The sequence below is a fragment of the Streptomyces botrytidirepellens genome, from assembly GCF_003721215.1.
Lineage (GTDB): Bacteria > Actinomycetota > Actinomycetes > Streptomycetales > Streptomycetaceae > Streptomyces > Streptomyces himastatinicus.
Window position 1 is genome coordinate 1 of record NZ_RIBZ01000031.1, and the last position, 25556, is coordinate 25556.

The following is a 25556-nucleotide window of genomic DNA, read 5'->3' on the forward strand; positions in this document are numbered from 1 at the left end:
CGCGTCGGCTGGTCTCGGAGTGCCTCGGGCAGGTATCCTTGTCGGGAAATCAAAGAGATGGGTGACCGGGTATCGCATCCCCCACCCCTACAGAAAGTCCCGCACTTCCGATCTTGCTTGGTCGGCGATCGCTTCGGCAGGGGAGGCTCCTTGTGGGCATGGTTCTCGGACTGAGGCACGCGCCGACCGGAGCGTTGCGCGACTCGGGCGTTGCAGAAGTCCGGCGACAGACAATTCTGTACCGCGCTTTGTGGCGTTACATAAGTTCATTGCAAGCGCCGGTACATCTTTCCGGCGGCTCCCCGCCGTCGTGCGCAGCGCCCGGCCGTCCGGGCCGACTCCGCAGGGAGGGGGTGTCGGGACGCCATGACGGACATGGACGCGTTGACCGGCGGCACCCGGAATCGGCGGGTGGACTGGCACAGGGCGGAGGTCCCTACACCGCCGAGGAGAACCGGCGTCAGGGGGCCCGGATCGCCCGGGTGCGGCGTGAGGTCAGCGAGATGAGAATCGCGGCGGCGCAGCTGCGGGAGCTGGGCGGTGCGTTGCGGTGCGAGGTGGCTGGGTTCCTGGAGCGCCAGGCGCTGTTGCGGGAGCGTGCCGATGAGTGGTGCTCGGCGGCGGAGTTGCCGGAGTGTGACACGTGTGGGGAGCCTGGGTGTGTGCCCAATGCGGCGCGCGGTGCGTTGTTGATCGCTCGTGCGCAGGTGGCTGAGGGCGGGGAGCGCAGCTGATGGGGGTGTGCCGGGGTGCTGGCCGGATTTTTCACCTTGTGGCGGAATGTTCTGTTCTGGGTGTTTTGCCTGGTTGCAGAGTTTTCGGGAGGTGGGTGTCCGGGGTTTCGGTGCCCATCCCCCGCGGGCGTGGCTCGGGTGCTGTCGTTCCTGCGGTGTTGGGGGATGCGCGGCGGTGGCGGGTCGTGCGGTTCCCGCCGGGGGTGTCAGCCGGGGGTGTGGGCCGGGGGTGTGGGTTGGTGCATGGCGCGCAGTGCGGCCCATGCGTAGAGGAGGGCAACGGCGGCTGCGTGCGGGTGGTCGCGCAGGGTCCAGATGGTGGTGACGGCGGTGTGTTTGCGGGTGATCTCGTCGCCGTCGGAGGCGAGGTGGGCCAGCGCCTCCTGGCAGGCGTCGAGGGCCTGTTGCGCCTCGACGAGGTGCTCTTCTGCCCTGGTGAGGCTGGTCTCGCCGAGGCGGGCGGCGATGTCGATCACTGCGAGTGCGTCCGGCTGGTCGCTGCTGACGACCCGGTTCAGGTCGAAGGCGCCCGTGGGGGTGCGCAGGTGGGCGGGTGCGTCTTCGTGGGCGGCGACGAGCAGGTGGTGGGTGATGTCGGCCGCGCCGGTCATCGGCGTGCTGAGGCTGCTGTACAGGTCGGCGAGGACCTGGAAGACGGCGTCGACGTCGTTGTGTTCGGCGGCGGCGTAGAGAGTGGCGCTGTGGCGGGCAATGAGGCCGAAATAGGCGTCTTTGTCGCGCTGGGCGCGGTCGGCTGCAGGCCCGAAGGGTGACGTCATGCGGGTGAGCCTATCGGCGCGGGCAGGTGACAACGTCCCGCGTTTCGAAGCGAGGTTGGGCAAGTGGCCCGGCCGCTGGCCTGAGCGGGCAACGGGGTTCGAGTACTTCGAGCACAGGGCGCCGCGATGGCGCGGAGAGCCTGCGGCGTCGCGGGCGTCAGGAGGAAACCAGTGAGCCAGACGGTAGCGGGGAGCCCACGTTCGGTGGCCGAGGCCGCGCGGGGCGCGGTGGATGAGTGTGCGTGGCTGTACGACCACCAGCCGGAGGCGGTAGCGGCGGCGGTGCGGGCGTTCACTCCTCGGCCGGGGTCGCGGCGGCGCCGGTTCCTGGCACAGATCCATCTGGCGCCCGGCTTGGGCAAGACGCGGATCGGGTTCATGGTCCGCGACGAGGTGGCGCCCGCGGGCGGGATGCTGTTCGCGGTGCCCACGCGGGGCCTGCTGGAGCAGACCTACGAGGAGCTGCGGGCGTACGGGTGGCAGGGGCCGGTGATCGCGGTCTACGGCGACCGGGACGCCCGGCTGGTGGGGCGGGAGGACGAGGACGTCTGGGTGACGACCAGTCCCCGGCAGCTGGCCGCGCACGTGCACCGGTTCAGGCAGGCCGGGCTGCCGTACACGGTGCTGATCACGTACGCGAGCGTGGGAACCGTCATCAAGGCGCACCGGCTGAGTCTCGCCGAGGACGGCGTGGCACCGCTGCCCGCGTGGGACCTGCTGGTGAAGGACGAGGCGCACCACACCGAGTTCTCCAAGGTATGGGGGCGGATCAACTCCAATCGGCTGGTGCCGGCTTCGTGCCGTCTGGCAATGACCGCCACGCCGCGGCTGCCGAGCATGATGAAGCGGGACGCGCGGGGCCAGCTGGTGATGACGCCAGCCGTGCGGATGTCGGAGAAGGTCCACGGGCCGGTCGTGTACCAGATGGGGCTGGGCGAGGCGCAGCGGCGGGGGAAGCTGGCGCACAGCCAGGTCGTGGTCGCCGAGGTGGACGAGGAACGGCTGCGGGAGATGGCGGCGCGGCTGGGGCCCGCGCACCCGGAGGTGCAGGCCGAGCTGCTGGCCTCGGCGACGGGGGCGACGCTGCGGGCGGCGGGGCGGTACGGCTGCCGCAGGCTGCTGACCTATCACAGCACCGTCGCCGGGGCGATGGCGGCGGCCGAGACGATGCCGGAGCAGTCCTGGCTGCTTAACGCGCAGGGCACCACCGCCCCGCAGCGGGTGTTCGCGGTCGCCCTGCACGAGCACAGCCCGGCCAAGGAGCGGGCGAAGGCGCTGGAGGCCCTGGAGAACGGCACCGACCTGGACGGCAACGAGGTCGACCTGGTTGTCGTGTGCTCGGTGCGGGTGCTCAGCGAGGGCATCGACGTGCCGCGGGTGGACGCGGTCGCCCTGGTCGAGCCGCGCTCGATGCTGCATGAGCTGCTGCAGATCGCCGGGCGCGCCGTGAGGTTCGACCGGGACAACCCGGAGAAGGTTGCGAACATCATCGTGCCCGTGCTCCACCTCGAAGGCCCTGCGGGTGACGAGATCGGGCAGAGTTCGGACTGGGACCCGGTGACCAATATGCTGCGGGCGGTGGAGTCCTACGAGCCCGACGGCGGGCCTTCCTCCTCGGGGGAGTCCACCAGCCGCACGAGGCCGGCCGTCACCGATGCCGAGCGCCAGGAACGGATCCAGCAGCGTGCCAAGGAACGCGCGGAGATGGTGGTCCTTACCCGCGAGCGGTCGGTGCGGGCCGTGGTGGACTGGCTGCGGTTCAAGGTGGTCAACGACCCGTCCGAGGCTGAGATGCTGCGGGTTGTGGAGGCCGCCACCGCGTTCCGTGAGGCCAACGGCCACCTGGTCGTGCCTGCGGACTGGGAAGAGAGCGGGCTGATGCTCGCGGTCGAGTTGGACAAGCTGCGGCGGCGGGCGCGCGCCGACAAGACGGATCTGGTCCAGCTGACGGAGCAGCTGGGGGGCGATGTCGAGGAGGCCCGTGCGGAGTGGCTGCGGCGCGGACCGCGCATCCACCCCGACGACATCGACTACCTCGCTGGCCTGGGCTTCGAGTGGGACCCTCGCGCGGACGGCCGCGCCCTGTTCCTGGCCGCCTCGCGCGCCTACGCCGCCCTCCACGGTCACCTCCTGCCCCACAAGGACGAGACCATCGATCTTGGCGGCGAGGAGATCCCCATCAGCGCCATGCTGATCGAGCGCCGCCGCCCGGGCACCCATGACGCGGGTCTGGAGCAGATCCGGCTGGACCTCATCGCGCCCTTCCTTGAGGCGGGCAAGGATCTGCAGCAGCTTGACGCCATCGGCGCCTGGCGGCTCCCGCCGAAGGAGGTGGCACCGTGGAGCGCCGCCTTCCACCGCCAGCTCGCCCGCCTGCAGCTGTTCAAGGCCGAAGGCGGACAGCGGGCCGAGCTCCTGCGCGGACCACGCCTGTACCGGGGCGGTGACCTCGGGCGGTGGCTGCGCGGACAGCACGTGAAGTGGAAGGAACTCCACGAGCCGCGGCGCCAGGCGCTCAAGGCACTGCGGATGGGCCCGGCCACCGGCGATACCCGCATCAGCACCACGGCCGTGCCCACCCAGCGGCGCGGCCGCGCCGAGCGCGCCCAGGAACTCGCCGACGCCGCCCGTCAGCACCTCGCCGAGGTCGGTCCTCTCACCGACTCCGCCGGGCGGATCACCGTCGCCGACTCCTACCGTCCCCTCATCGGCGGCCGCGAGATCCAGCTCCGCAAACGCCTCTACACCATGCGCGACGCCTTCCCCGGCTACCCGCCCGAACTGAAGGCCGTGTTCGCCGGACTCGGACTGCCCTGGGCCGCACCCGAGCCTGGGAAGTCTGCAACGCAGCCAGCCGAAACGTAAGGATCATAAGGCGGTTTCGTGGCTTTGACCTGCTGAAACGCCTGGAGAACGTAAGGCAGGTCGGCTGGAATGTGCGGCTGCGCAGACGAGATGTCGGACTGGCCCGGAAGCCCACGATCGCGCTGACGACGGTCACGGCACAGGAAGCGCTGCCCTCACAGGATATCCTCGGCTATCCTGACGCTATGCGTACAGACAGTGAGCAGCTCAACGCGAAAGTGCCGACCGGCACGGGCGACCTGGCCCGCCGTGCCGCCGCCGACCGGAATCTGACCTTGGGCGCGTACCTGGCGACTCTCGTCACCGAGGACACCTCCGGCGCCCGGGCCCGGTTCATGGACGTGGCATTCGGCGTCCTCGACGAGCACGCGGACCTCTTCGACGAGCTCGAGGAGACCGACGAGGGGCGGCAGGGGGCAGCCGCCGCGTGAGCAACGAGCACGAGGACCCGCAGGTCTCCCTGGCATGGGTACTGCGCGTCGCCGAGAAGGCCACTGCCCGCTACGGCGACGCGCAGGCCGACGACTACGGGGTACCCGTGGCAGCCCTGGCCCGTGCCTACGCCCGCGCTCTGGACACCGCGGTGTACGGGGGTGTCTACATGCGGGCAGCAGCCCTGTGCCACACCCTCGGCCGCCTGCGGTGGCTCGAACGCGGCAACTTCGCCGTCGCCATCGCCGTCACAAGCGGCTTCCTCGATCTCCACGGCGTACCGTCCCGACCGGGCAAAGACGATGTACGCGAACTCCACGCCCACCTCCAGCACTCCGCATGCACCGCCGAGAGCATCAGCGTCCTCCTGCGATCCTGGCCCCCCGTCTGACAACAGCCCCCACGCTGATCACTACGGGTCCTTTGCATCGCAGATGGGTGCCCAAGCCGACGGGGTCGTCTTCGTCAGCGGCAACGAGCTCGCTAACCCGCAGCGGGCCTTCGGCCACGGCAGAGGCACTGGCCCCGCACTCGACCGACGACACATGGCGGCAGGTCCTCGCATCCGCTCGCGGACTCGCCCGCACGCTGTGATGGTCTGTGGGAATCTGATGTGATGTGCGCTTTCGTCACCCGTAGCGCGGACTCTCGGCACCGGAAGTCGGTCTGTGGGAGTGTGTAGGGCTTTCTTCCGGATCGCGGTGGTCTTCGTAACTGCCGGATTTTCTCGTACTCCAGCGTGTGGGTCGGATCGGCAGCGGCCTGGGCGAAGACGCCCCTCGTGGTGCTCTGATTCACGGCGTTGAGCGCCCTGAGTGCCTCGTTGAGTGCGGCCAGGTGCTCGGAGGCGGTGCCGAGAGGTCCTGGACGCGTCGTCAGCGCCGACCCGCCCAGACACCGCGGCGCCGAATGCGGGCGCGCCCGCATTCGATTCACGAGCGCAAGGCCGCCGCTGAGGCCCGTCGCTGAGGCCCGTCGCTGACGGGCGCCCTGGGGCGTGGGCCGTCCCCGCATCGCCACGGCCCTCGCCGCTGGTTGATGGTCTGCGCAATGTTGACCGGGCCTTTCGTCACTGGTGACACCCGTGATCGGCCGAGAGCGTCAGTACCCCTGCCCTGCTCACGCCGGTCTTTCCACTGACACCACGATGAAGATCAATCACTGACAACCACATGCAGACCATCAGAGCCAGTGGGCAGCTGGGGCAAGGCGCAGGAGCGGCCCGTGCTGCGGGCCGTCGATGTGCTGTCGGGCGTACTGAGCGGGGCCGGTGTGGATCCGGCGCGGCGTGTCATCGCCGCCCGGGCGCTGCTGGTCATCGAGCAGCATGTGTTCACCATGCACGAGGACTTGGTGCTGGTGGAGAACGCCGAAGCCGCAGCGCGGAAGGCGACGGCCGGGCAGTGGGCGGACGATGCCTGTGTGCGCCGGTGGCTGACCGGGGTGCTGCGCGAGCATGCGGCCGTCTACAACGATCACCATGACGTATGGGAGGGGGACTGGGGGTACGTCGACCGGGCCGATCATCCGGTGTGGGCGTTGCTCGGTCTCTCTCCCTTCTCCCGGCGTCTGAGGCTGTTGCAGGACGCGACCGCGAAGAGCGGGGCCGGTCTGGGGCGCGCGATCGGTGTCGGTGCGCACCAGCTCGGGCACTGGGCTGCGGGCCGGTCCCGGCCCGGCGAGGCCGAGCGGCGGGCGCTGGCTGCGGCACTGGGGATTCACCCGGGGTGGCTGGACGCCCGGCGGGACGATGAGCCGGATGTTCAGCTGTACCGCTTCCGTTCCTGCCCATGCGAGAAGCCGACCATGATGACGCGGGGCAGTCTGGGCCCGGAGGAGCCGGACTGGTACGGGAGTGCGGCCGAGCAGGGCGCCGCGGTGCACTGGTGTGATGCCTGCGGGCAGCCTTGGCTCAAGGACACCGGCGGATGGCTGCTGCCGCTGCCGCCCGGCGAGGAGCGGATCCCGGGCAGCGGCGCTCTGGCGGACGGCAGCCACCCTGCGATCTACGTCCACCACCGCTCGCTCGCCGAGGCATGGCCGCCGGTGCTGTGGCGTCCCCCGCACCATCCGCTCAAGCGGACCCAGAGCCGGACCGCTTATCAGGTCCCCGCGCTGCTCGTCGCCGCGCCGCAGCCTCTGTCCTCGCGGCCGGCTCCCGCCGTGTCGCATGCGCAGCAGCCTGTCGGCTGGGTCCGGCCCGAACAGCGGGTCGCGGCCCACGCCGCCTGGTGCCCCTCGTGCCGGGCCCTCCTCGACGCGCCGGTGACGGACGCCGGCGGCCGGTGGGTGCTTCTTCACCGAAGCCAGCAAAACCGCTCGCTGAGCACCTGGGCCTACCCCAGCAAGCAGGACGCCCTCCACGCCGCCGCGCACCTGGCCATGATCGGGCTCACGGACGACGCGGTCGCCCGCGACCTGTTCGCCGACCAGGCGCACGCCCAGGTTCTTGCCCGGTACCTCGAGCTGCATCCCGAGACAGACGTGTTCGAAGTCGCCGAGCTCGTTCCCATGCGGGCCGACCAGTTCTGAATCACCCGACACCTTGGGTTCGAAGACGCCAGGGCGGGCAGTCCCCCGGAGCCCGGGGCAGTCCCGCGCAACGTGCGACCGGGCGCGGGACCGCCAGCTCCGCCTCCGGTCAGGACGGGCACCGCGACCGTACGGGTCCGAGTCGCCATGCCGCACCTCCAGCCCTCCACACGGGTGATCAGGGTTCACGGCATGGGCGTGGGTGTGTATCGGCCGCTGGCCACTCGGACCAAGGCGCACCCTGGCGCCATACCGGAAGACTCGGCGCGAGGGCTCGCCCGGGCCTTGTCAGCGGCGGGTTTGCCGTCGGGAGGTGCTGCGCGCCCTGCCGCCACAAGGCATTCAGTCCCTGAGCCGGGGCAGCGCCCGGCGCTGGTGGTCTCCCCGCCGGTCAGAAGCTGGGCCCGGATCGTGTCCCGGCCCAGCCGGGCCCGGCCAGGTCGGGCAATGCGGCCATCCACACCGCGATGTCCTGGTGCAGGATGTCGGCGCAGGGTCACTGTGTGGAGTGGCTTTCGGCTGAAAAGAATCCCGCCGCGGACACGCACCCAGATCATGGACCGCGTGGAGGACTGGCACGTCTGCAACGACCCGACCGAACTGCGTATCCGGCTCGCCGTGGCACTGGAGGAGAACGCGGAACTGCACACCGCGCTCACCGCGTTGCGCGCGGAGAACACGCACCTGCGCGCCCGCCTGGGCCCATCCGCCGACGGCCAGGCACAGGCCCTGCCCCCGGTCCCCGAACCTGGCGTGCCAGCCCTCGCCGAAGGCCACTGCAGGCTGCCGTACGCCGACACCTCTTCCGGTACAGAGGCGAAAATTGCCCTGTTCCGGGCGCTGTTCACCGGCCGCGAGGATGTCTACGCCACCCGGTGGGTGAGTACGAGAACGGGACGGACGGGCTGGAGCCCTGCCGAGGACAACCCCTTCGCCAAGAACAAGAACGAGACCGAGCGGGTGTTCTGGCCACTGACCGATCAGGTGGTCTACCACCACCTCTCCCGTCCCGAGCCGGGACGGCGAGAGACCCATCTTGGGCTGTACCCGCTGCTGGCCGATGACACCTGCCGATTCCTGGCAGTCGACTTCGACGGCAAGGACGGCAGCGACTGGCGCGGCGACGCCTGTGCCTACGCAGGTGCCTGCCACGAGGCGGGGGTCCCCGCCGTGGTGGAGATCTCCCGCTCCGGAACCGGGGCGCACGTGTGGACCTTCTTCACCGGCCCCGTTGCCGCGACCACCGCCCGCGCGCTGGGGATGGCCCTGCTGCGCCAGGCGATCGACAGCCGCGGGCGGATGACGCTATCCAGCTACGACCGGCTCTTCCCCGCTCAAGACCTGCTGCCGTCGAACGCCAGGGGCAATGCCCGGTTCGGCAACCTGATCGCGCTGCCGCTGCAGGGCGTGGCGCGGCTGAAGGGAACCACGGTCTTCTGCGACCCGCAGACCTGGCAACCGTATCCGGATCAGTTCGCGTACCTGTCCCGGGCCGAGCGGCTTTCCCCGGCCCAGGTCGCCGAGCTCGTCGACAAGCTCGGCGAGGTCGCCGCGGGCCCGTCGGCGACCGCGCCGGTCCTGCCGCCCAAGCCCCGACGTCGGGCTCTGGGCAAGGCGCCCGCCATCGTTGAGGCGAGGCTGTCGGCGATGCTCGCGGTCTCCACCAAGGGTCTGTCGTCGTCGTTGCTCGCCGCGCTCAAGCATGCGGCGTCGTTCCACAACCCGGAGTTCTACCGCCGCCAGAGCCAACGGTATTCGACCTGGGACACCCCTCGCCTGGTCTGCTCCTTCGACGCCACTGATCCGGACTGGCTGAAGCTGCCGCGCGGTCTGTGCGACGAGGCCGCCCAGCTCATCGCCGCAGCCGGCGGTACGCTCACGATCACCAGTGATTTCCCAGGCCTCGCGCCGATCAGCGCCCGCTTCACCGGCGAGCTGACCGGCGTGCAGCGCCAGGCGGTCGACGCGGTAAAGGACCACAGCAGCGGAGTGCTCGTGGCACCACCGGGATCCGGAAAGACGGTCATGGCCTGCGCACTGATCGCTCACCATGGGATGCCTACGGCGATTATTGTCAACCGCTCCGAGCTGCTGTCCCAGTGGCAGGACCGCCTGGATACGTTCCTCGAACTCGGCGAGGGCCGGGTCGGGTCCCTGGGCGCGGGCAAGGACCGCCGCAGCCACGTGGTCGACCTGGTCATGCTCCAGACGCTCAGCCACCGCGACGCCCCCGACGGTCTGCTGGACGGCTACGGGCTCGTCGTCGTCGACGAGTGCCACGCCGTGGGAGCACAGGGTGCCGAAGCCGCGATCCGCAAGGCCCGCGTCGAGCGGTGGACCGGCCTGTCGGCCACGCCTTACCGGGCCGATCAGATGGACCCGCTGATCACCATGCAGTGCGGGCCCATCCGGCACGAGATCGCCGACACCAGCGCCTTCGCCAAGCACCTCATCGTCCACTCCACCTCGTTCAGCACCGACGAGCCCGGCAAGGACGGCGCCTCCCTCCAGGCCATCTACACCGAACTCACCGCGGATTCCGATCGCAACACTCAGATTGCCGCCGACATCGCCGACGCCGCCCGCCGCGGACGGTGCAGCCTGGCCCTGACCAACCGGGTCGGGCACCTCCACCAGTTGGCCACCGCCCTGGCCGCGCACAGCATCGAACCGCTGCTGCTGCACGGCGGCATGCCACCGGCCGAGCGCGCACGCGTCCGCACCATCCTGGACGACGAGACCACCACCCCGCTGGTGCTGCTGGCCATCGACAAACTCGCTGGCGAGGGCTTCGACGCCCCACGACTCGACACTCTCTTCCTTACCAGCCCCATCTCGTTCAAAGGGCGTGTCATCCAGCAAGTCGGACGGATCATGCGCAGCGCCGAGACGAAGAAGTCCCATGTCGAGGCCCACGACTACCTCGACGCCGACGTGCCCTGGCTGGAGCGCATGCACCACAAGCGCCGCCGCATTCTCGAACGCCGCGGCTTCACCACCGCCTCCCCCGAAACACTCCCGCAGACAGCTCCTCGCGCAGCCGTTCCCGCCCGTGGGCGGGGGCCGGCTCACGCGCCTTCGACAGCCACACCAGCCGTGGCCGAGGTACGGCAGTGGGCCAGAGACCAGGGTATGGATGTGCCACCACGGGGCCGACTCCGCGGCGAGATCTGGAATGCCTGGTACTCGGCTCACGCCTCGGCACAGCCAGTCAGCTGATCCAACGCCGCCCGGCGAACCAGACCTCGCTGCTCTGCGTACCGAACTGGTGTGGCGAAGGACCGCGCGCGACCGGTTGCTGGCCCAACTCGCCGACTCCGGCGGAGTATCCGCCGCACGCTGGCCGGACTGGAGAACAAACGCTCCCTCGACACGCTCCTCACCCGGGATGCAACCGCCCACCGCTGTGCCCTCCCGCGTGGGGGGACGCGGACCGAACTCGGCGCCCACCGGCGCGGCACACCGGCCCCCGGCGGACAGTGGGGGCGCCGACATGCGATACACCGGAGACCAGCCCCGGCCGTGCGGCAAGACCCAAGGGATCTTGTTCCGGGTAGGGGCCTGTCCCGGTCGCGGTGTCGTCAGGAGGGTTGGTGTGGTCGCGGTCAGCGGGCGGGCTGTGAGGACGTTGACGGACGGTCCGCGCTCAGGGCGCGGGATTGTCAACAGGCCGCTGGGGGCCCGGAACAGGTGGCGGGGTGGGGCCGGGTCCGGGACGCGGCCGAGGTGCTGCGCGGCGAGGTCCGGCGCCCGGGCGGCTACCACCGGCGCCGGGCACGCGGGATTCGCCGAGCGGCTGTCCGCCGCCGCCCCGGCCCGGGACGGCGTGGTGATGTATGGCAGCAGGAGCGGGCCAGGCGCAGCAGGGTGTCCAGAGGGGCCGGCGAGGCAGCACGTGGCACCCGTGAAGGAGGCAACTCCACGGGTGGGGGCTGCGCCGGGTCTCTAGAGGCGGGTCTAGCGGCCGGGGTGCTGTCGGGGCGACTGGTGAGTCGTGGTCTGGTCCTGGCTGGTCGCGTGTCGCCGCACGGGGTCATGTTCTCTTCGCTGAGAGCTGGGGGCGTGTTGCTCCGCGGATCCATCCGGCCTGCTGTCCTGCCAGAGGCGCTTGAGGGCGGCCGCTGCCTCCTCCAGGCGGGCCAGAGAGTCCGCTTGCATGCGTTCTGCCTGCTGCTGCGCTCTTCGGAAAAAGTCGGGGTCTTCGAGCACGGCCTGCAGTTCCTCGAAGGAGATGACGTCGGTTTCCGCGCTGCTGGTATCCGGTGTCTCTTCGGACGTCTGCTGGCCCAGCTCGTGAGTCGGGCCGTGTTCGAAGGCCAGTACCGTCGGAGACGGGCGCTGCTGCGGGCCTTCGTGCCTCTCGGCCGAAGGCGGGCTTCCTGCTGGCGTACGAGAGGTGTCCGCGAGGGGCGCGGACGGGGCGCTGGTGACACCCGGCTGTTCGGGGCGGGACGGTGCCGTCTCCGCGGCTTGGCGCGTCTGCAGGTCCGTGAAGAACCGCTGGAGGCCCTGGATCGTTTCCTCGCCCGTCTGGTTCGGTCGGAGTGTGGCTGCGTCCATGAAGGTCTGGGCCCACTCCTCCCAGTCGGCGGCCTGCTCGTAGAAGGGATTGGGCGGGGGAGGGCGGAGAGCCGCTACTGCCGCCTGGGTCCTCCAGGGGGACTGTAGGTCTCGGAGCAGCGGGGACTCCGGGCTGTAGTCGCGCCGGGCCGCCCTGTCGTTCGCGGGGCCTGGTTCGTACCGGGCCCGGGTGCCTGTGGCGGCCTCTGTCTGGGTGGTCATCGGGCTGGCGATCAGGTGGTGGGTCTGTGCCGTGTGCGCGTCCAGGAGGCTGGCGCCGTTGGGGCGCCGTGCGACGAGCAGGTGCCCGGAACGGTTCGCCTCGCGGGCTGCGGCGAGCAGGGGCTCCTCCACGGCCGGGTCGAGGAGGGCGTCGGCGTGGACGGCCAGTACCGCGTTGGGGGTGTAGCCGGTCGGCCAGTGGGCGGCCTCTGCGGGAGACAGGAAGGTGTGGTGTGGCGTACCGAGCTGTTCCAGGAAGGCGGCGGTGTGGTCCCGCAGTGCCTCGGCGTCAACGAGGGTCAGGGGCAGGCCGACTGTGGTGGCGAGCTGTGCGCCTGCCGCGACGAGGGCCTCGCGGCCGGCGAGGCCGTGGCCGTACAGGAGGAGACCTCCCCGGCTGTCAACGAGTGCGTCGACGCATTCCTTCACGGCACTGTGCTCAAGCTCGCTCGGGCTCAGCATCACGGGGCCTCCTGTCACCGGCCTTGGCCGCTTGATCGACGCGAACGGGATCTACGCAGAGCGTAGGCGTGCGGAAGGGGGCGAGCTGCAGCTCGTGCGTTGCTGCCTCGACGTGTGGGAAGCATGCAGTGCCAGGGGGCCGTCTCGCGGGACGGACGGGCTGGTCCAGTGGAAGAGCAGCGGCTGCGGAAGCGGGAAACGGGACGGGCCGCCTATTGCCCGGCTATCCACCGGGAACCAAGTCGCCACAACAGCAGACGGGTTGATGGCCCGCGGCTACGATCGCGTCACGACGATTGCTCCAGAGGCCCCCACCACGCTGCGGTTCCTGTCGCTGGAGATCACCAACCGCTGTCAACTCACCTGCCCGACCATCTGCTACGCCGAGTCCGGGCCGACGCGGAACCACGGCAGCATGACCGAGGACGACTGGAACCGGACCATCGATGAAGCCGCCAGCCTCGGCGCAGAGGAGATCCAGCTGATCGGAGGCGAGCCCACCCTGCACCCGGCGTTCGCCCGGATGCTGCAGCGGGCGGTCGGGGCCGGTCTCCGCGTCCGGGCCTACAGCAATCTGGTCCGGATCCGCGTCGAGCACTTGCGGCTGTTCGAGCACCCCAACGTGCGACTGGCGACGACGTACCACAGTGGAGCTGGCACAGATTTCTGGCTGACGGCCGGGAGGAGGAATGACGCCCGGCTGATGGTCTGCGCAATGTTGACCGGGCCTTTCGTCACTGGTGACACCCGTGATCGGCCGAGAGCGTCAGTACCCCTGCCCTGCTCACGCCGGTCTTTCCACTGACACCACGATGAAGATCAATCACTGACAACCACATGCAGACCATCAATACCGGAGATGTCCACGCCCCAGCCGCGCGGCGATGCGCATATACCAAGTGGAGCGGTCAACCGCTGGTGCACGTGGCGATCCGTCGCCCACGGCCGAGCACAGATGCCGTGAAGAGTTGCACCGCTGACGGCGAGCGACGGCGAGCCAGGTGCTGTGGGCGAAGTGCGGACCCTACCACACACTCGCTCGTCCGGATGGCTATTTCCATTGAACAGGCTTCGCGGCCCCGTGCGAGCTGCGAGGATATGTGGATGAGCAGCACGCGCCGTCGACATCAAGGGCCTACCGTCCCCGAGCCCAGCATCCAGCGCCGCTTCGGGATGGCCGATGAAATGTGGGCCAAGCTGGCGCCGCTCCTGGCCGAGGACGGCATCACTGAAGACAGTCCCCCGGTCCCCCTCGCCGAGCTGCAGGCGGCGCTCGATCGTGCCCTTGAGCGCTACAACATGATGCAGTTCACGGCCGTGGGAGAACAGCGGGAGGCCGCCGCCGAGGTGTTGCGCAAAGCGACACTGGCCATCGCCGCCAACCACCCTGCGGTCCTCCGGAGTCTGCTGAGCGCCGTGGAGCCGGAGGTGAGCGAGCAGTCGCCTGCGACCGTGGCCGGGTGTACCGGGATGGCCCTGGGGCTGCTGGACGGGTGGCTGACCGAGCGTGACCCGCAGGTGCCGAAGGGCTTGGCCGTGCGCGCCCCGCGGATCGTCCCGGCGCGCTGGCCGGGGGCGCGGCCGGCCGGGGATGTGTTCCCGCTCGCCCGAAAGGGCCGGGCGCTCAGCTCGGTGATGTCGCTCACCCGGCAGCACGGCGGCTTCAACGTCCTGCACGGCAGCGTGTTGGCCCTCGGCGTCACCTGCCAGTTCTGGGCGACATACGCGGGCGAGGACCTGGACACGCTCACCGCCCGTGTCATCCGATAAGGAGCGAAGGGTGGACCGCGACCAAGGCGCGATGCCCCCACTGGACGGACTGGCGCAGGCATGCGAGGCACTCGTCGAGGCGCACCTGGAGCGCAACGAGTTCCAAGGGCTTGGCCAGTCCACCCGGCATGCCATCTCCCTGAACGGTGACAGCGCATCCGAGGTGGCGGCGTTCCGCCAGACCATGTGGATGCTCATGTGCTGGCTGGTCGCGGTACGGGCCTGGGTTCCGGAGACGGCGGTACCGGAGGCGATCGCGTGGATCGAGCGCCGGTACGGGCGGCAGGCAGCGGCCTCGGCCACCACGCACGCCACGATCTTGGATCTGCAGGGCGCACCGCTGGGCGAGATCCATCTCGATGAGGACCAGCCCGAGCGGATCGCGTCGTGGGCGCAACTGCTTGCCGGCCTGTGCGTCACCCAGGGAGACGGCAGCGTCAGTTGGCTTCGGCAGTTCGATCCGCCAGAGCCAGACGCGGCGATGCTGGCCTGGCTGGAGGAGCGTGAGCGTCCGGGGTGGCGACCGAGGCCCTGGCCGCCCGATCCGCGACAACTGCCCGACATCCGTCGCAAGCTCATAGCCTACCTGGATGACCCGGAAACCCGCTGGGAGCGCGCCCAGATGGCCGAGGAGGGTGTGGTCCGGCTTATCCCCCGCACGGACAGCCCCGGCCTGGCTGGCGATCTGCTAACCGACTACGAGCTCCAGCGTCTGGCGAAGGCCCGACTGTACGTTGTGGACCCGGACATGTGCCAGGTGGCCGCCCGCAAGGCCGCCCGGCCCCGCACCGCGCCGATCAGTGCCCACCGCGTCCCCGCACCATTCGGTTTCCTGCTCTTCACCGAGCCCATGCCGTTGTCCTTGCCCGGGCAGAGTGGCGGGCCACGTGGCGAGATCGTGGCCGCTTCCTGGGGCCGGTGGGATCCCAGTGAGTGGGAGGACGGCTGGTGGCAGGTCGCCGAGGACGGCACCCTCAGCGAGTCGAAATCTCCCAGTGAGGCCCACTGGTGGATCACGCTCTATGAGGAGTCCGCAGACGACGGCGAGCCCGGAGACCGCCCCCAGCCACCCATGGAGCCGCACCAGCCCTACCTCGTCCACGCCGGCAACATCCTCGCCCAGACGGCCAACGAAGGCCAGCTCCCCCACGCCGCGCGCGCCGTGATCGCCTGCTGGGACCTGATCACCCAAGAACGCATCGGCAAACCCCTGACAGAGACCACCACAGTTGAACGCAAGCCCTCCAAGACCCGCGCCGATCGGCGGCGCGGGATCGAGGACGACGGCACCGTGCACCTGGTGACCATCCGCGGCCGCGCCGCCCCCTCCCCCGACCAGCCGCAGGCTGCGCTCCCACACCAGCGGACCACCATCAACTACCAGCACCGATGGACCGTCCAGGAACACAGCCGCTCCCACTGCATGAACCCGGCCGGCCACGCCGAGAACAACTGCAACCACGAGGACATCACCATCCTCGAATTCGTCAAAGGCCCGGCCGGAGCCCCCTTCCTGCGCCGCGACATCGTCCACATCCTCCGCAAGATCGGCCCATGACCCGGAACCAGGCTCGCAGGCAGCCTCGTCGCCGGGAGGTCAACTCCCCCACCCCGCAGTTACCTCAAGCACCAGTGCTGAGCGAGGCGCCCATCGTGCCGGGATGGGGATGAGTCCGGTGGCCCGGCACGTGCGACGCGCGGCCAGTTCTGGAAGACCCACAACCTGGCGAGCGCATGGCCGACGAGGAGTCCCGCGTCGCGGTGGTGGCCAAGCAGCTCTTCCGCCGCAGCCTCGCCCCGGCCCGTGCCTTCGTACGAGCGCTGGAGCGACGTTCCCGCCGGCCTGGTCACGCAGACCCGGGTGTGGGGGCCGCTGCGGGCGGTGACCGGCCGGCTCGAGACGCTCGGCCACCCCACGGACCTGGACCCCATCCTGGCCGTACCCTGCGCTCACGGCCCCGTCTGGCCCAACGACCCGGCCTCCTGGTACGCCCAGTGGCGCGGCGAACTCGACCCCGCAACCGGCCAGTTGCGCTCCGCGTGGCCGCCGGGGAGCGCCGACCGCCTCTGGTACGTCCTACGGCAGATGACAGATACCGACACCCCTGCAGACACCCACGACGGTGATCGAGGCGGGTGCTGAGGCCCGAAGGTCCCGGGGTGGGGCACTCTGCTCGGGCGGGCGCCGGGCTCGCCCTGCGCCAGTGCGTGGTCTTCGGTCGCCCGGCTCAGCCGTCCGAAGGTGTCGTGAGGGGCGGGAGAGGCAGGCGGCGGACGGTGCGCAGCCTGTCCGTTCGGATCCGCGCGGTGATCTGGGCCCGCTGATAGCGGCTGGCGGATGCCGGCCAGCGCTCCGGGGCTTTTGTGCTGTCGTCGCTGTGGTCCGGGTAGAGGACGGTCCAGTCAGCGGTCCAGGTACCCGCCGCGCTGCCTGCCGGGGTGCAGTACCGGGCCAGTGCCTCGGCCACGATGTCCTCGTCCGTGCCAGGTGTGTGGCGGTGGCCGCGCAGGGTTGCGGCAAGGTAGCGGCGTGCCTCGGCCAGGAGGTGCTGGCGGCCGAATTCGCCGCGCATCGTGCCGACGATCGCGGTGACCTCGACGGCCGCCAGGCCGACGTCGATCCGCGACCGCACCGGCCTGCACGTCTCCTCAGCAGCGTCCTGGGCCAGTCGAAGCAGGCTCTCGGATCCCAGGAGGCCGGCCGTCGACCGGCGCCAGTGGTGGCGCAGCACCGACAGGGGAAGCGGGGTGTGCTTGTCGGGTCCTGTGTCTTCGGCCGCCCAGCGAGCCAGCGCGTGGCGGGCGCGCTCGCCCGGGGGGTGTCCGTGCTTGGCCTCGTACCAGGTGATGAGCCCGTCGGTGTAGTGGGCGATCTCCTGACGGCGGCTGGACTTCCATGAGATCAGTTCATGCGGGATACCGGCGATCTCCCACACGGGGCGCGAGCCCGCAGTGACCTCCCGGGGCTCCCAGGTGACCCCCAGCCGCTCGGTGATCTCTTCCATGAGCAGCAGCGAGAAGAGCGTCCCGGCCGCGACCGCGTACCGGAACAGCTCCGCGGAATGAAGGTTTCCCCACTTCCCGTCGGGGCGCCGGACCTTGACGGACACCAGCGCGTGATCGGTGAGCAGCGGTGCACCCCGGGCGTTGTCGAACTGCCGGAACACCGCAACCACCAGGGCATCCGCTGCGGCCCGGTGCCGTCCGCCGTTCCCCCACCGCACCTGCGCCACCGCGTCCTCGATCCAGGCGATCGTCCGGTTGCGGGCGATGGTCTGGGCGTCCTCGATGGTGGCACGGGTCTGCTCATCGCCCAGGGCCCACAGCAGATGGACGGTCGGCGCGGCACGGAACTCCAGGGCGACGGCGAGGAGCGGCCGGGCGATATGGTCGACCGGCCGGCCCAGCAGCGTCGCCTGCCGGACCGTCTCCGCGTCCCGACCGGCTTGTGTGAGGGCGGCCTCGATCTGATCCGCGTTCGGATGCCTGCCCTTGCCGAAGAGCAGCTCCGCCTGCCGCTCGGTCACGGCATCACCAGGGTGAAGGCCCATGGCGGCAAGTCCCCGGCCCATCCACAGGCCGGGGACCGCCAGTTCTTCTTCGCGTCCCGCCCGGTCGACATACAGGCGCCAGGAGCCCGGCCCGGCTCTCGTGATGTCCAGCATGATGCCCAGAAGACACCGCCTCGGCCACGGCCCGAAGAGCAGTCGCCCGGACATCCCGCGGGGCGGGCGCGGGATGACCAGATACTTGCCGTACCGCCCGCCAGACGGGCAGGCGGGCCGCGGGCCCCGGTGCGGGTTCACCGTCTGTGTCGCTTGATCTTGCAGTCGGCGATCTTCCGTTTCGAGGTCGCCGAGGTAGAGTCGCGGGTGCCGAGCGACACCGGCCGTCACGATGAGTGATGCTCTGGTGTAAGCAAATTCCGTACATCGTCCATAATTTTCCCGCCCCCCGTGCGACCGCCGGTCGTGCAGATGGTCGTCGGGCAGGACCTGGACGGTCGGGCCGCCACGGCGATCCGCGTAAGCATCGCCCGGCTCCAGTCCGCTGCCGGGCGGCTACCCATCTGGCGGGGACGGCGAGGTTCTCGGGGGATGCGGCGCGGTGCCGACATTCTGCGGATGGCCGGGATTGCTCGTGCTGGAGAAGACCTGCTCCTGCAAGCGGTGCAGGCGGTCGGCTTCGTCGCGGGCCCGGGCGGGTATGTCGCCGCGTTCGGCAATGAGGCGACTGTAGATCGGGGTTTCCGGGAACACGGCGGGGTCTGCCTTCATACTGGGCACCCTAATCGGCGTGGACGGGGTACCTCAGCCGTCCGTCCGCGGGGCGCTCTCACACGAGGACGCAGCGCTGGAGGGGGATGCCGGCGGCGGCCGCGTGTTCCTCCAGCGGCAGTGTTTCGTCGGTGCGGCGGGTCAGAGCCAGGCACAGGTCGGGGTGTCTGGGTGCCGTGTCGACCGGTATGGAAAAGGACATCGGGCCTGTGCCGTCGGGTAGCTGGAGGCTGGCGGCCCATTCCTGGATGAAGCGGTCGGCCTGTGTTTCACAGCCGTGTTCCAGAACCAGGGTGTGCTCGATCCCGAATGCCTCAATCGCGTCGTGCCAGGTCTGCAGCAGTACGTCCTCGACGGCTTGCCTGCCGGTGAGGGAGGGCGAGGCCGCGATGAGGACCACGACCGGCTTCAGCGTGCTGGGGAACCAGCGGGTGATGGTGCATTGCGCGCCGATCAGCTCGCGGATCCGGGCCAGGATCTGCGGTGCGCGCTGAACGGCCTGGTCGCGTGCCCAGGAGGATGCGGCCACCGTGTACAACTCCTGGTCCTGGGCGCCGAGACTGACCGGCTCCACCTGGTCGGCGAGGTCCTCTCCCACGATGTCGAGCCACCGGTCCCGGATGATCTGGGGAACCAGCCCGATGATGGTCTGCACGATGATGCCCGACAACTTCGCGTCGGCGTCTAGCAGTTCGTTGATTCGTGCGGTCATCCCCGCAGCGAGCAGCCGGGTCTGCGTCCGCCATGCGGGACTTGAGCAGCGCACGTGAAGGCGTCCGCGGTCGTCTATACCGACCGGCTCCACGTGCCGGGCGACGTCGTCGCCCACCGCCGACGTCCACCATGCGTCGAGATCGCCGAACCACTCCGGTTGTGTCAGGGCCATGGTTGATGTCCTCCCCTCATCGGTTATCCATGATCCCGCATGCCCGTCCGGGCCCATGGCCCAGAGAGCCGGCGGCTCTCGTGTCGCGGTTCATGCTGGCCGAACCGGTATCCAGCTGCGCCGTGCTGCGCCGTGGCAAGCCTGTCGCAGGCTGAGCGACCCGTTGGATCAGTGCTCGTCAGGCGCGGCGGAGCTGGCCGCGCCGGGTGGCGCGTTGGGCAGCGACAGGCGGCGGGGGCTTAGCGGAAGGTCAGGTGGGGGGCTTGCCAGCGGTGGGTCTCCACCGTCGTCGGCATCTGTTGCGGTACGGTGCCGACGGCTGTCCACGCAGCCGTGCTGGGGCGCCGTGCCCGGAATCGGTGCCGGGAAGGCAGAAGAAGACGTGGGCCTGCAGCGCCATCATCACTGGCTGACCACAGCATCGCGTGTGCTGTCTCTCTCGCATTGACCGGGCAGTGCCACAGGGAGACGTCATGTCCTCGTCCCGCGCCCAGCTCGGGGAAGCGGTCCTGCTGCGCCAGCAGGCCACCGGCGAGTCCTACAACCACGCCCAGCTGGTGCTGAGTTCGGCCCCGGGTCCCGTATCGGTCATCCCTGCTCCGGCGCCCGAGCAGCAACGGTGGGAGTCCTTTCTCGTCGGCCTGCTCGCGCCGGTCTTCGTCCGCCATGACGCCGGGTCGTTGTTCGGGATTCGCAGCGTGACGCCGCTGGCGGACCACCTGATGCTGCGCATCGGCCGCGGGAACCTCGCCCTGTGGGCGCGCGCGCCCTGGCCGGCGCCGAACGTGCGGGGAGGACGAGGCCGCAGATGCGCATCGAGGCGGCACCCAAGGGTGTGAAGCTCATCGAGGAGGCGACTGGTGCGGTGGTGGTCCTGGACCGGGCCTTCCCCCGCCAGTGGCAGACCGCCACCGCGGCGGCCCAGGCGCCGGACGATGCGCGGGGTGGGGCCGTCGAGCGGGCGGTGGAGTTGTCGCGATCGCTGTACGGGTTCGAGGCCTCGGCCCTGCTGCGCCGTGCCCGCCTGGTCTCTGCCGTCGGGATCGGCGGTCAGGTGCACTTGGAGGTCCGCGACGAATCCGACGGCCGGGCCCGGCTGTTCGAGGTCGGCGGCAGGGAGCCGCGGGCTGTGCTGTGGCACGCCCTCGACGGCGCTCCGGAGGCCCTGTATCCCGCCGGTGACGGGCCCGCGTTCCCGGTGTCGCGCGGCTTGGATCAGCAGGAGGGTGCTCGGTACCAGGTGGTGCCGTAGCGGCCGTGTCCGTCGGGGTGCCTGTACCGTTCGAGTTCCTTGTCGTCGAGCGAACAGGCAGCTGGCCCGGGCCCGCTGGTAGCAGCGCAGGCACAGCCCTCTTGTCACGGCCGTTCGCCCTCTGCATGCCGTGCAAGTCGCCCGCGCCGAGCCCGCCGCCGCCTTCCTTTCCTTGTTCTTCCTCACGCAGGGGCGTCGCCCGGGGTGTACTCGGCCCGCAGGTCGGCCACCAGCTGGGTGCGTTCCTCCGTCAGCGGCATCCGCCGGGCGATGAACGACCCATGGTTGTTCAGGGACCAGTCATCGCCATCTGCGCCGTTGTAACGCATAAACCAGGCGACACCAGCCTGTTGGTCCACATGCAGCCCATCGTCCGGCCAGTGCTGGTGCAGCGAGCGCAGGGCGCCGAAGTCCACTTGTACCGCGCCGGACAGGTCGACCGTCTCGGGGACCTCGCCGTCATCGCCCCATTCGAAGAGCCTGCGCCGCCGCGTGGCCAGCGCAGCGCGGCGCTGCTGCTTGTCCTCTTCGGCCAGGATGTCGGCAGCCTCCTCGGCGGTGGCCGGGCGCACCAGGATGCGGAAGTACCAGCCGTCCATGCCGAGCAATTCCGGTGGCTGGTTTCCGTCTTCGTCGCGGCAGTACTCCGGTCGGCGCTCGCGGACCGTGGTGATGATCGCGGAGACCTCGCCCTCGCGCACACGGTGAAAGCCGGGGGCGTCGGGAAAGGGGTGGCGGTAGTCGTAGAGGGTGCTGCGCAGCACGGTGCCCGCGGGCGCCCAGCGCTCCGGCCGGGTGCGGTAGCGGCCTGGGACGCCGCGCTGGATTTCCCACAGTTCTTCGGGCGGCGGGCACTTGCCGTCATGGTGGCGTACCTCCCATCCCGCATCCTGGCGGACCAGGAGACCGGCGCCCGCCGCCACCAGGTGCCCGCACAGCATGCAGTCCTGCTCGCGGCCATTGGCGCGGGGCGGCGGCGCGACGCGCTCCTCGGGCGGCGGGCACTCCTGCGGATGGCGGGCCTTGATCAGGGCCTTCCCATACGGGCCGGGCGACGCCGGGACGGCCTGGTACAGGATCCCTTCGCTCTCCTCCAGCCAGCCGCCGCACCGGCCGCAGGCCTGCGCGAAGTCGTTGGTACGCGGTGGCCGGGGCGGGCACTGGCCCACCGGGTGGCGGGCCTCGGTGGAGCCGCGGGCGTTGCGGAGGAGGATGCCTTCGCGGGCGGCGACCGGCTGGCGGCACAGGGCGCAGGTGTCCGCGCGCTCGTTGACGCGGGGCGGGGCGGCGGTGAGCTGCCGTACGGATCCGGGCGGGGGCGGGTGCTTGTCCACCAGGCGGCGCATCGTGCGGCGCATCGAGGCGCCGAAGGCGTTGCGTGAGCCGAGCGTGGAGTCCCGCTCCTCCTTGATCTCCGTCCGTCTTCACTCGCCAGATCCGCACTCTCTTCTTGTCGCCGCCGGGCAGCGGGTCGCACAGCACGAGCACGGCGCCGACGGGGAGCTCGTAGGAGGCGCCGGCCTCGAGCCAGTCCCCCAGGCAGCACATGGCCCCGAGCTGGGCTTCGTCCAGGCCGCGCAGCAGCTTTCTCCAGGGCCTGACAGCTCCCTCGTCTGCTGCGGGGATCGCGACGGCGAACTCCTTGTCCGGCATCCCGGCCACTCCCTCTCCACGGTCGGTCTTGACAGGATGAGGGGCGGCACTGACAACGCCCTCTGGCCAGCGGCGACGCCTCCGCTCACTGCGTCGGCCGGGATGCCGGGCGGATCACACCGTGGCCTACCATCGACGAACTGCAGGGGAGGGGCGAGCACCATGGATCACACGGCACGCATACCCGTGGCCGTCGGCGGCGGGCTGGCCGCGCAGCCGTGGCGCCACAGGATCCGGCGGATTGCGGCAGTGCCCGTCCTGGCCGCGGCTGTACTCGTGGCAGTGGCCGCGGCTGCCGACTGGGTGTTGGACGGGAGCGCCGCCTTCCGGGGGTGGTTGTTCACTCCGTGGGCCGCTTTGGTGGCCGTCGCCGTCGTGCTGCATGGACATCGCCTTGTTCGGCGCGCGTGCACTGCTGTCAGCGCGCCACTGCCCGGCCTGTTGCGGCACGGCACCTGTCCCGAAGCCCTCGACGCGGCGCGGGCGAGGGAAGAGCAGGACCTGGAGAATCTGCGCGCCGCTCTGCGCGTCCGTATGTTCGCCATGATCGATCTCTATCCGCGCGAGGCTGCCGACGAGCTCGTCGCCAGGCTGCGCCGTGCCCTGGACCGTCCCGAGCCGCTGTCCGCCGAGCTGCGCGCCGTGCTGGACGACCTGGACGATGGTGCCCGACGCTGGCACGACACCCTCGCCTGATCGCGTGCCGGGCCCCGGCGCCACGATGCCGCTGTTTCAGGAGGGGCGAGGGGACGGCCTCCCCGTGGCTCCGTGGTCGTTGGCGAGCCCCCGCGCGCAGGAATTCATGGCTTGGCGAGCGCGCGGAGTTGCCCGAACTGTCCGAGGGCAGCAGGCGGTCGTGCCGGTACTGCGGGGCGGCCTGCCGTACAAGGGCCTGGCGGTGCATCGGCCAGCGTGGCGAGGGGGTGAGGAACGGGGGCGACAGGGGCAGGCGTCCGGGAGGGGCAACCAGCAGGTGTCTCCCCTCAGAGGAGACATAAATCGCGCGGCATGTCGTGTCGAAGCGACATCTGTGTCAAACAGAGGTGACATAGTCCGCCTCCTGACTCCTCCAGGGGACTTCCGACCGATCGTGCGCTGCGGTCTCGGCGTGCGGGAAGTGTGCAACGCCAGGAGATCGGCTCGCGCGACGGCGAGCGTATGGTGCTGCGGCGGTACGCGGGCTGCAGCAGGTCAGCTCCTTCCGGAGGACCTGACGGTTCTCACCGCCAACGAACTGGCCCAGCTTTGCCCTGTCCACCACGGGGCCTATGGCCTGAGCCCACGCGGCAAGGCGGCAAGCCACACTCCGGCCCTCCACCTGGGCCGGGCCCCCGAGGGCGCGTGGATCGCCTGCTGACAGCCCGCGCGGCATGACGCCACGCCGCGGCCGACGCGGGCGCGCTCCGGGTGTTCCTGTCCGGGCCCCTTTGTGGCTCGACGTCCGGGTGCCCGTGCCGCACCACCCGGTCGGCTGCGCCTCACGTTGCGCGCGTGGGGGCCTGTCCGTCGGCGCCGGAGAGGGTCATGAGGGGGTGGAGTCCGGAAGAAGAGGGGGCGTCGGTGCGACGGGCCCACCACATCCGCATGCCGCAGGGGGGATGGGTGGACGCCGAACGCAGGCCGTTCCACAAACGTACCCGCCGCGAGTGGTCGCTCAGCAGTGCGGTGTGGTGGCGCCACAGGGCGATGATCGCGTCGCGGCCGCAGATGCGCACCGCACGGGCATCACAGGCGAGTTCACCCCACCAGGACCACCCGATGTACAGCAGCCGGAGCGCCACCGCTGCCAGGACGGCTAGGAGCAGCGGCAGCCACGCGGCCGCCAGGACCGTCAGGAGCACCCCGGTTGCCTGGAGGACGGTCGAGCGCTGGTTGTCGCGGCGCAGGATGTGACCGAGTTCGTGCTCGAGGATGACGGGCAGATGCACGGTGTCGTCCGGCCCGAACCAATTGCTGCCCAGCCACATATGGGCACGGTGCCCCTCGCGCAGGGACGCAGCCGCGTTGGCGTTGCCGCCCCGGTCCCAGCCGTCGACGAATGCGATGGTCAGCCGATGAAGCCGGTTTTTGCGGGCTACGGCGTGCAAGTGCCTCTCGGTACTTCGCATCCGCTGCACGAAGGCGCTGTAGCGGAGGTTCGGGTCGTGCGGGGGCCTGGATCTCAGGAGGAGGTTCCAGGTGTGGTGCTGGGCCCGGACCCCTTCGGTAATCAGGGCACGAAGGGCGCTGGCAGAGTGCAGTGCCCAGGCCCAACTGGCGATCACGGCCAGGGGAAGGGCGTCGAGCCCCAGGTGCGTGCCGCTTCCCCGTCGCGTGATGACTGCGGTCATCACTATCCAGCCGACGACGAAGTGGCTCCAGTAGCGCTGGCATATCCACCGCAGCATCGGTCTCACTGCCCTGCGCGGGCGGGCGGCGCCGTCACAGTCGTGAGCGTGTTCATCAAGATCAGCACAGTGTGCATCATCGGTTCCCTGCTTGCTGGTGCCGTTCGGCCTGCTCCCGCCGAAGGCGTGCGTGGCACGCGGTGGGGCGAAGCGTCCTGCTCGAGCTGGCAGTCTTCGCGGCCGGCCCGCTGAAAAGTGCCGCTCGGACGTGGCGTTCCGACCTGCGGTCCGGCGCGCGCAAGCGGGTGCGGAAACGTCCCGTGAGGTGGGAAGGGGGGTGTTGTGTCCGGGATGGCCGGGACAGAATGTGCCGCAGGCTGCGGGGGCGAGGGGCGTCTTCGTCGTCCAGGCCCTTTGGCCATGTGCCCGCAGGAGGTCCACCATCAGGCGCAAGCCGCCGAGGGTGAGGTGGGTGGTCTGCGGACCTCGGATCGGAGCCCCGTAGGTCGTGGCACGCGCTCTTCGAGGAACTCGCCCCCCCCTGCGCGAGCTCGTCGGCCAGGTGTGTGAGCGTCCGGCGGGCCGCGCGGGGCGGGGCGGGGCGGGGCGGCGGCCAACTGCCTGGCGACGCGGCGGGCTTCGTGCACGGCGTCGGCAAGTTGATGCGCCCCGGAGGGCATGTGGTGGGCGTGGAGCTGCGAGTCCACCGGAGCCGAGAGTCCCGGCCAGGGCTGCGGAGGCGCCGCCATGCAGCAGACCGTACGGCTGGGTGTTGCCCCGATACCAGCCGTGATGCCCACGACGC

Annotated in this window: 19 protein-coding genes; 12 read left to right on the plus strand and 7 right to left on the minus strand. The window is 70.3% G+C overall.

All coding sequences use genetic code 11. The features are described from left to right. Nucleotides 1–940: 940 nt before the first annotated feature. On the minus strand, nucleotides 941–1513 hold the full coding sequence (locus EEJ42_RS02040) for a hypothetical protein (RefSeq protein ID WP_123098316.1): 573 nt from the start codon (nucleotides 1511–1513) through the stop codon (nucleotides 941–943). Between the two features lie 171 nt (nucleotides 1514–1684). Between EEJ42_RS02040 and EEJ42_RS02045 the strand changes: the two genes are divergently transcribed. The 5 genes from EEJ42_RS02045 (at nucleotide 1685) to EEJ42_RS02065 (ending at nucleotide 10561) form a co-directional block, all read left to right on the plus strand. Then, the gene (locus EEJ42_RS02045; RefSeq protein ID WP_184502892.1) at nucleotides 1685–4378 is read left to right on the plus strand and encodes a DEAD/DEAH box helicase family protein; all 2694 of its coding nucleotides are present in this window, start codon (nucleotides 1685–1687) and stop codon (nucleotides 4376–4378) included. A gap of 185 nt (nucleotides 4379–4563) precedes the next feature. Further along, nucleotides 4564–4809 (plus strand): hypothetical protein, encoded by a 246-nt coding sequence (locus tag EEJ42_RS02050; RefSeq protein WP_123098318.1) that lies wholly within the window; start codon nucleotides 4564–4566, stop codon nucleotides 4807–4809. Further along, a complete protein-coding gene (locus EEJ42_RS02055; RefSeq protein WP_123098319.1) occupies nucleotides 4806–5201 on the plus strand; it encodes a fic family toxin-antitoxin system, toxin component in 396 nt (131 codons plus the stop codon). Before EEJ42_RS02050 ends, EEJ42_RS02055 begins: the two co-directional genes overlap by 4 nt. A gap of 800 nt (nucleotides 5202–6001) precedes the next feature. Next, nucleotides 6002–7342 (plus strand): XRE family transcriptional regulator, encoded by a 1341-nt coding sequence (locus EEJ42_RS02060; protein WP_246095963.1) that lies wholly within the window; start codon nucleotides 6002–6004, stop codon nucleotides 7340–7342. Between the two features lie 555 nt (nucleotides 7343–7897). After that, the gene (locus EEJ42_RS02065; RefSeq protein ID WP_184502893.1) at nucleotides 7898–10561 is read left to right on the plus strand and encodes a TOTE conflict system archaeo-eukaryotic primase domain-containing protein; all 2664 of its coding nucleotides are present in this window, start codon (nucleotides 7898–7900) and stop codon (nucleotides 10559–10561) included. Between the two features lie 738 nt (nucleotides 10562–11299). Here EEJ42_RS02065 and EEJ42_RS02070 read toward each other — a convergent pair. After that, nucleotides 11300–12586, minus strand: coding sequence for a hypothetical protein (locus tag EEJ42_RS02070; RefSeq protein WP_123098321.1), 1287 nt, complete (start codon nucleotides 12584–12586; stop codon nucleotides 11300–11302). Between the two features lie 265 nt (nucleotides 12587–12851). On the opposite strand from EEJ42_RS02070, the gene EEJ42_RS02075 reads away from it, so the two are divergent. The 4 genes from EEJ42_RS02075 to EEJ42_RS02090 all read left to right on the plus strand — a co-directional run bounded on the left by EEJ42_RS02075 (nucleotide 12852) and on the right by EEJ42_RS02090 (nucleotide 16499). Continuing rightward, the gene (locus EEJ42_RS02075) at nucleotides 12852–13391 is read left to right on the plus strand and encodes a radical SAM protein (protein ID WP_123098322.1); all 540 of its coding nucleotides are present in this window, start codon (nucleotides 12852–12854) and stop codon (nucleotides 13389–13391) included. Nucleotides 13392–13690: 299 nt separating this feature from the next. Next, nucleotides 13691–14356 (plus strand): hypothetical protein, encoded by a 666-nt coding sequence (locus EEJ42_RS02080; protein ID WP_148081817.1) that lies wholly within the window; start codon nucleotides 13691–13693, stop codon nucleotides 14354–14356. 10 nt (nucleotides 14357–14366) lie between these two features. Continuing rightward, nucleotides 14367–15914, plus strand: coding sequence for a hypothetical protein (locus tag EEJ42_RS02085; RefSeq protein WP_123098324.1), 1548 nt, complete (start codon nucleotides 14367–14369; stop codon nucleotides 15912–15914). A 246-nt stretch (nucleotides 15915–16160) separates the two neighbouring features. Next, nucleotides 16161–16499, plus strand: a complete 339-nt coding sequence (locus EEJ42_RS02090) for a hypothetical protein (protein WP_123098325.1) — start codon at nucleotides 16161–16163, stop codon at nucleotides 16497–16499. An 85-nt stretch (nucleotides 16500–16584) separates the two neighbouring features. Here EEJ42_RS02090 and mobF read toward each other — a convergent pair whose 3' ends face one another. From mobF to EEJ42_RS02105, 3 genes are all read right to left on the minus strand, one after another. Then, the gene (gene mobF, locus EEJ42_RS02095; protein ID WP_184502894.1) at nucleotides 16585–18021 is read right to left on the minus strand and encodes a MobF family relaxase; all 1437 of its coding nucleotides are present in this window, start codon (nucleotides 18019–18021) and stop codon (nucleotides 16585–16587) included. 396 nt (nucleotides 18022–18417) lie between these two features. Continuing rightward, a complete protein-coding gene (locus tag EEJ42_RS02100; protein ID WP_425472839.1) occupies nucleotides 18418–18633 on the minus strand; it encodes a hypothetical protein in 216 nt (71 codons plus the stop codon). Between the two features lie 58 nt (nucleotides 18634–18691). Further along, nucleotides 18692–19576: a DciA family protein gene (locus EEJ42_RS02105; RefSeq protein WP_123098327.1), complete on the minus strand. Its 885-nt coding sequence runs from the start codon at nucleotides 19574–19576 to the stop codon at nucleotides 18692–18694. Between the two features lie 416 nt (nucleotides 19577–19992). Here EEJ42_RS02105 and EEJ42_RS52230 point away from each other — a divergent pair, with 416 nt between their 5' ends. After that, nucleotides 19993–20358, plus strand: coding sequence for a hypothetical protein (locus EEJ42_RS52230; protein WP_246095964.1), 366 nt, complete (start codon nucleotides 19993–19995; stop codon nucleotides 20356–20358). Next, nucleotides 20328–20771: a hypothetical protein gene (locus tag EEJ42_RS52235; protein WP_246095965.1), complete on the plus strand. Its 444-nt coding sequence runs from the start codon at nucleotides 20328–20330 to the stop codon at nucleotides 20769–20771. Before EEJ42_RS52230 ends, EEJ42_RS52235 begins: the two co-directional genes overlap by 31 nt. A 182-nt stretch (nucleotides 20772–20953) precedes the next feature. Here EEJ42_RS52235 and EEJ42_RS02115 read toward each other — a convergent pair whose 3' ends face one another. Further along, nucleotides 20954–22129, minus strand: a complete 1176-nt coding sequence (locus EEJ42_RS02115) for a hypothetical protein (protein WP_246095966.1) — start codon at nucleotides 22127–22129, stop codon at nucleotides 20954–20956. A 457-nt stretch (nucleotides 22130–22586) separates the two neighbouring features. Here EEJ42_RS02115 and EEJ42_RS02120 point away from each other — a divergent pair, with 457 nt between their 5' ends. Next, entirely contained in the window at nucleotides 22587–23120 is a 534-nt protein-coding gene (locus tag EEJ42_RS02120; RefSeq protein WP_123098328.1) for a hypothetical protein, read from the plus strand. A 782-nt stretch (nucleotides 23121–23902) separates the two neighbouring features. Here the strand turns inward: EEJ42_RS02120 and EEJ42_RS02125 are convergent. Beyond that, nucleotides 23903–24511 carry a M48 family metalloprotease gene (locus EEJ42_RS02125; RefSeq protein ID WP_148081819.1) on the minus strand — a complete coding sequence of 203 codons (609 nt, stop codon included), beginning with the start codon at nucleotides 24509–24511 and terminating at the stop codon, nucleotides 23903–23905. Nucleotides 24512–25556: the final 1045 nt, after the last annotated feature.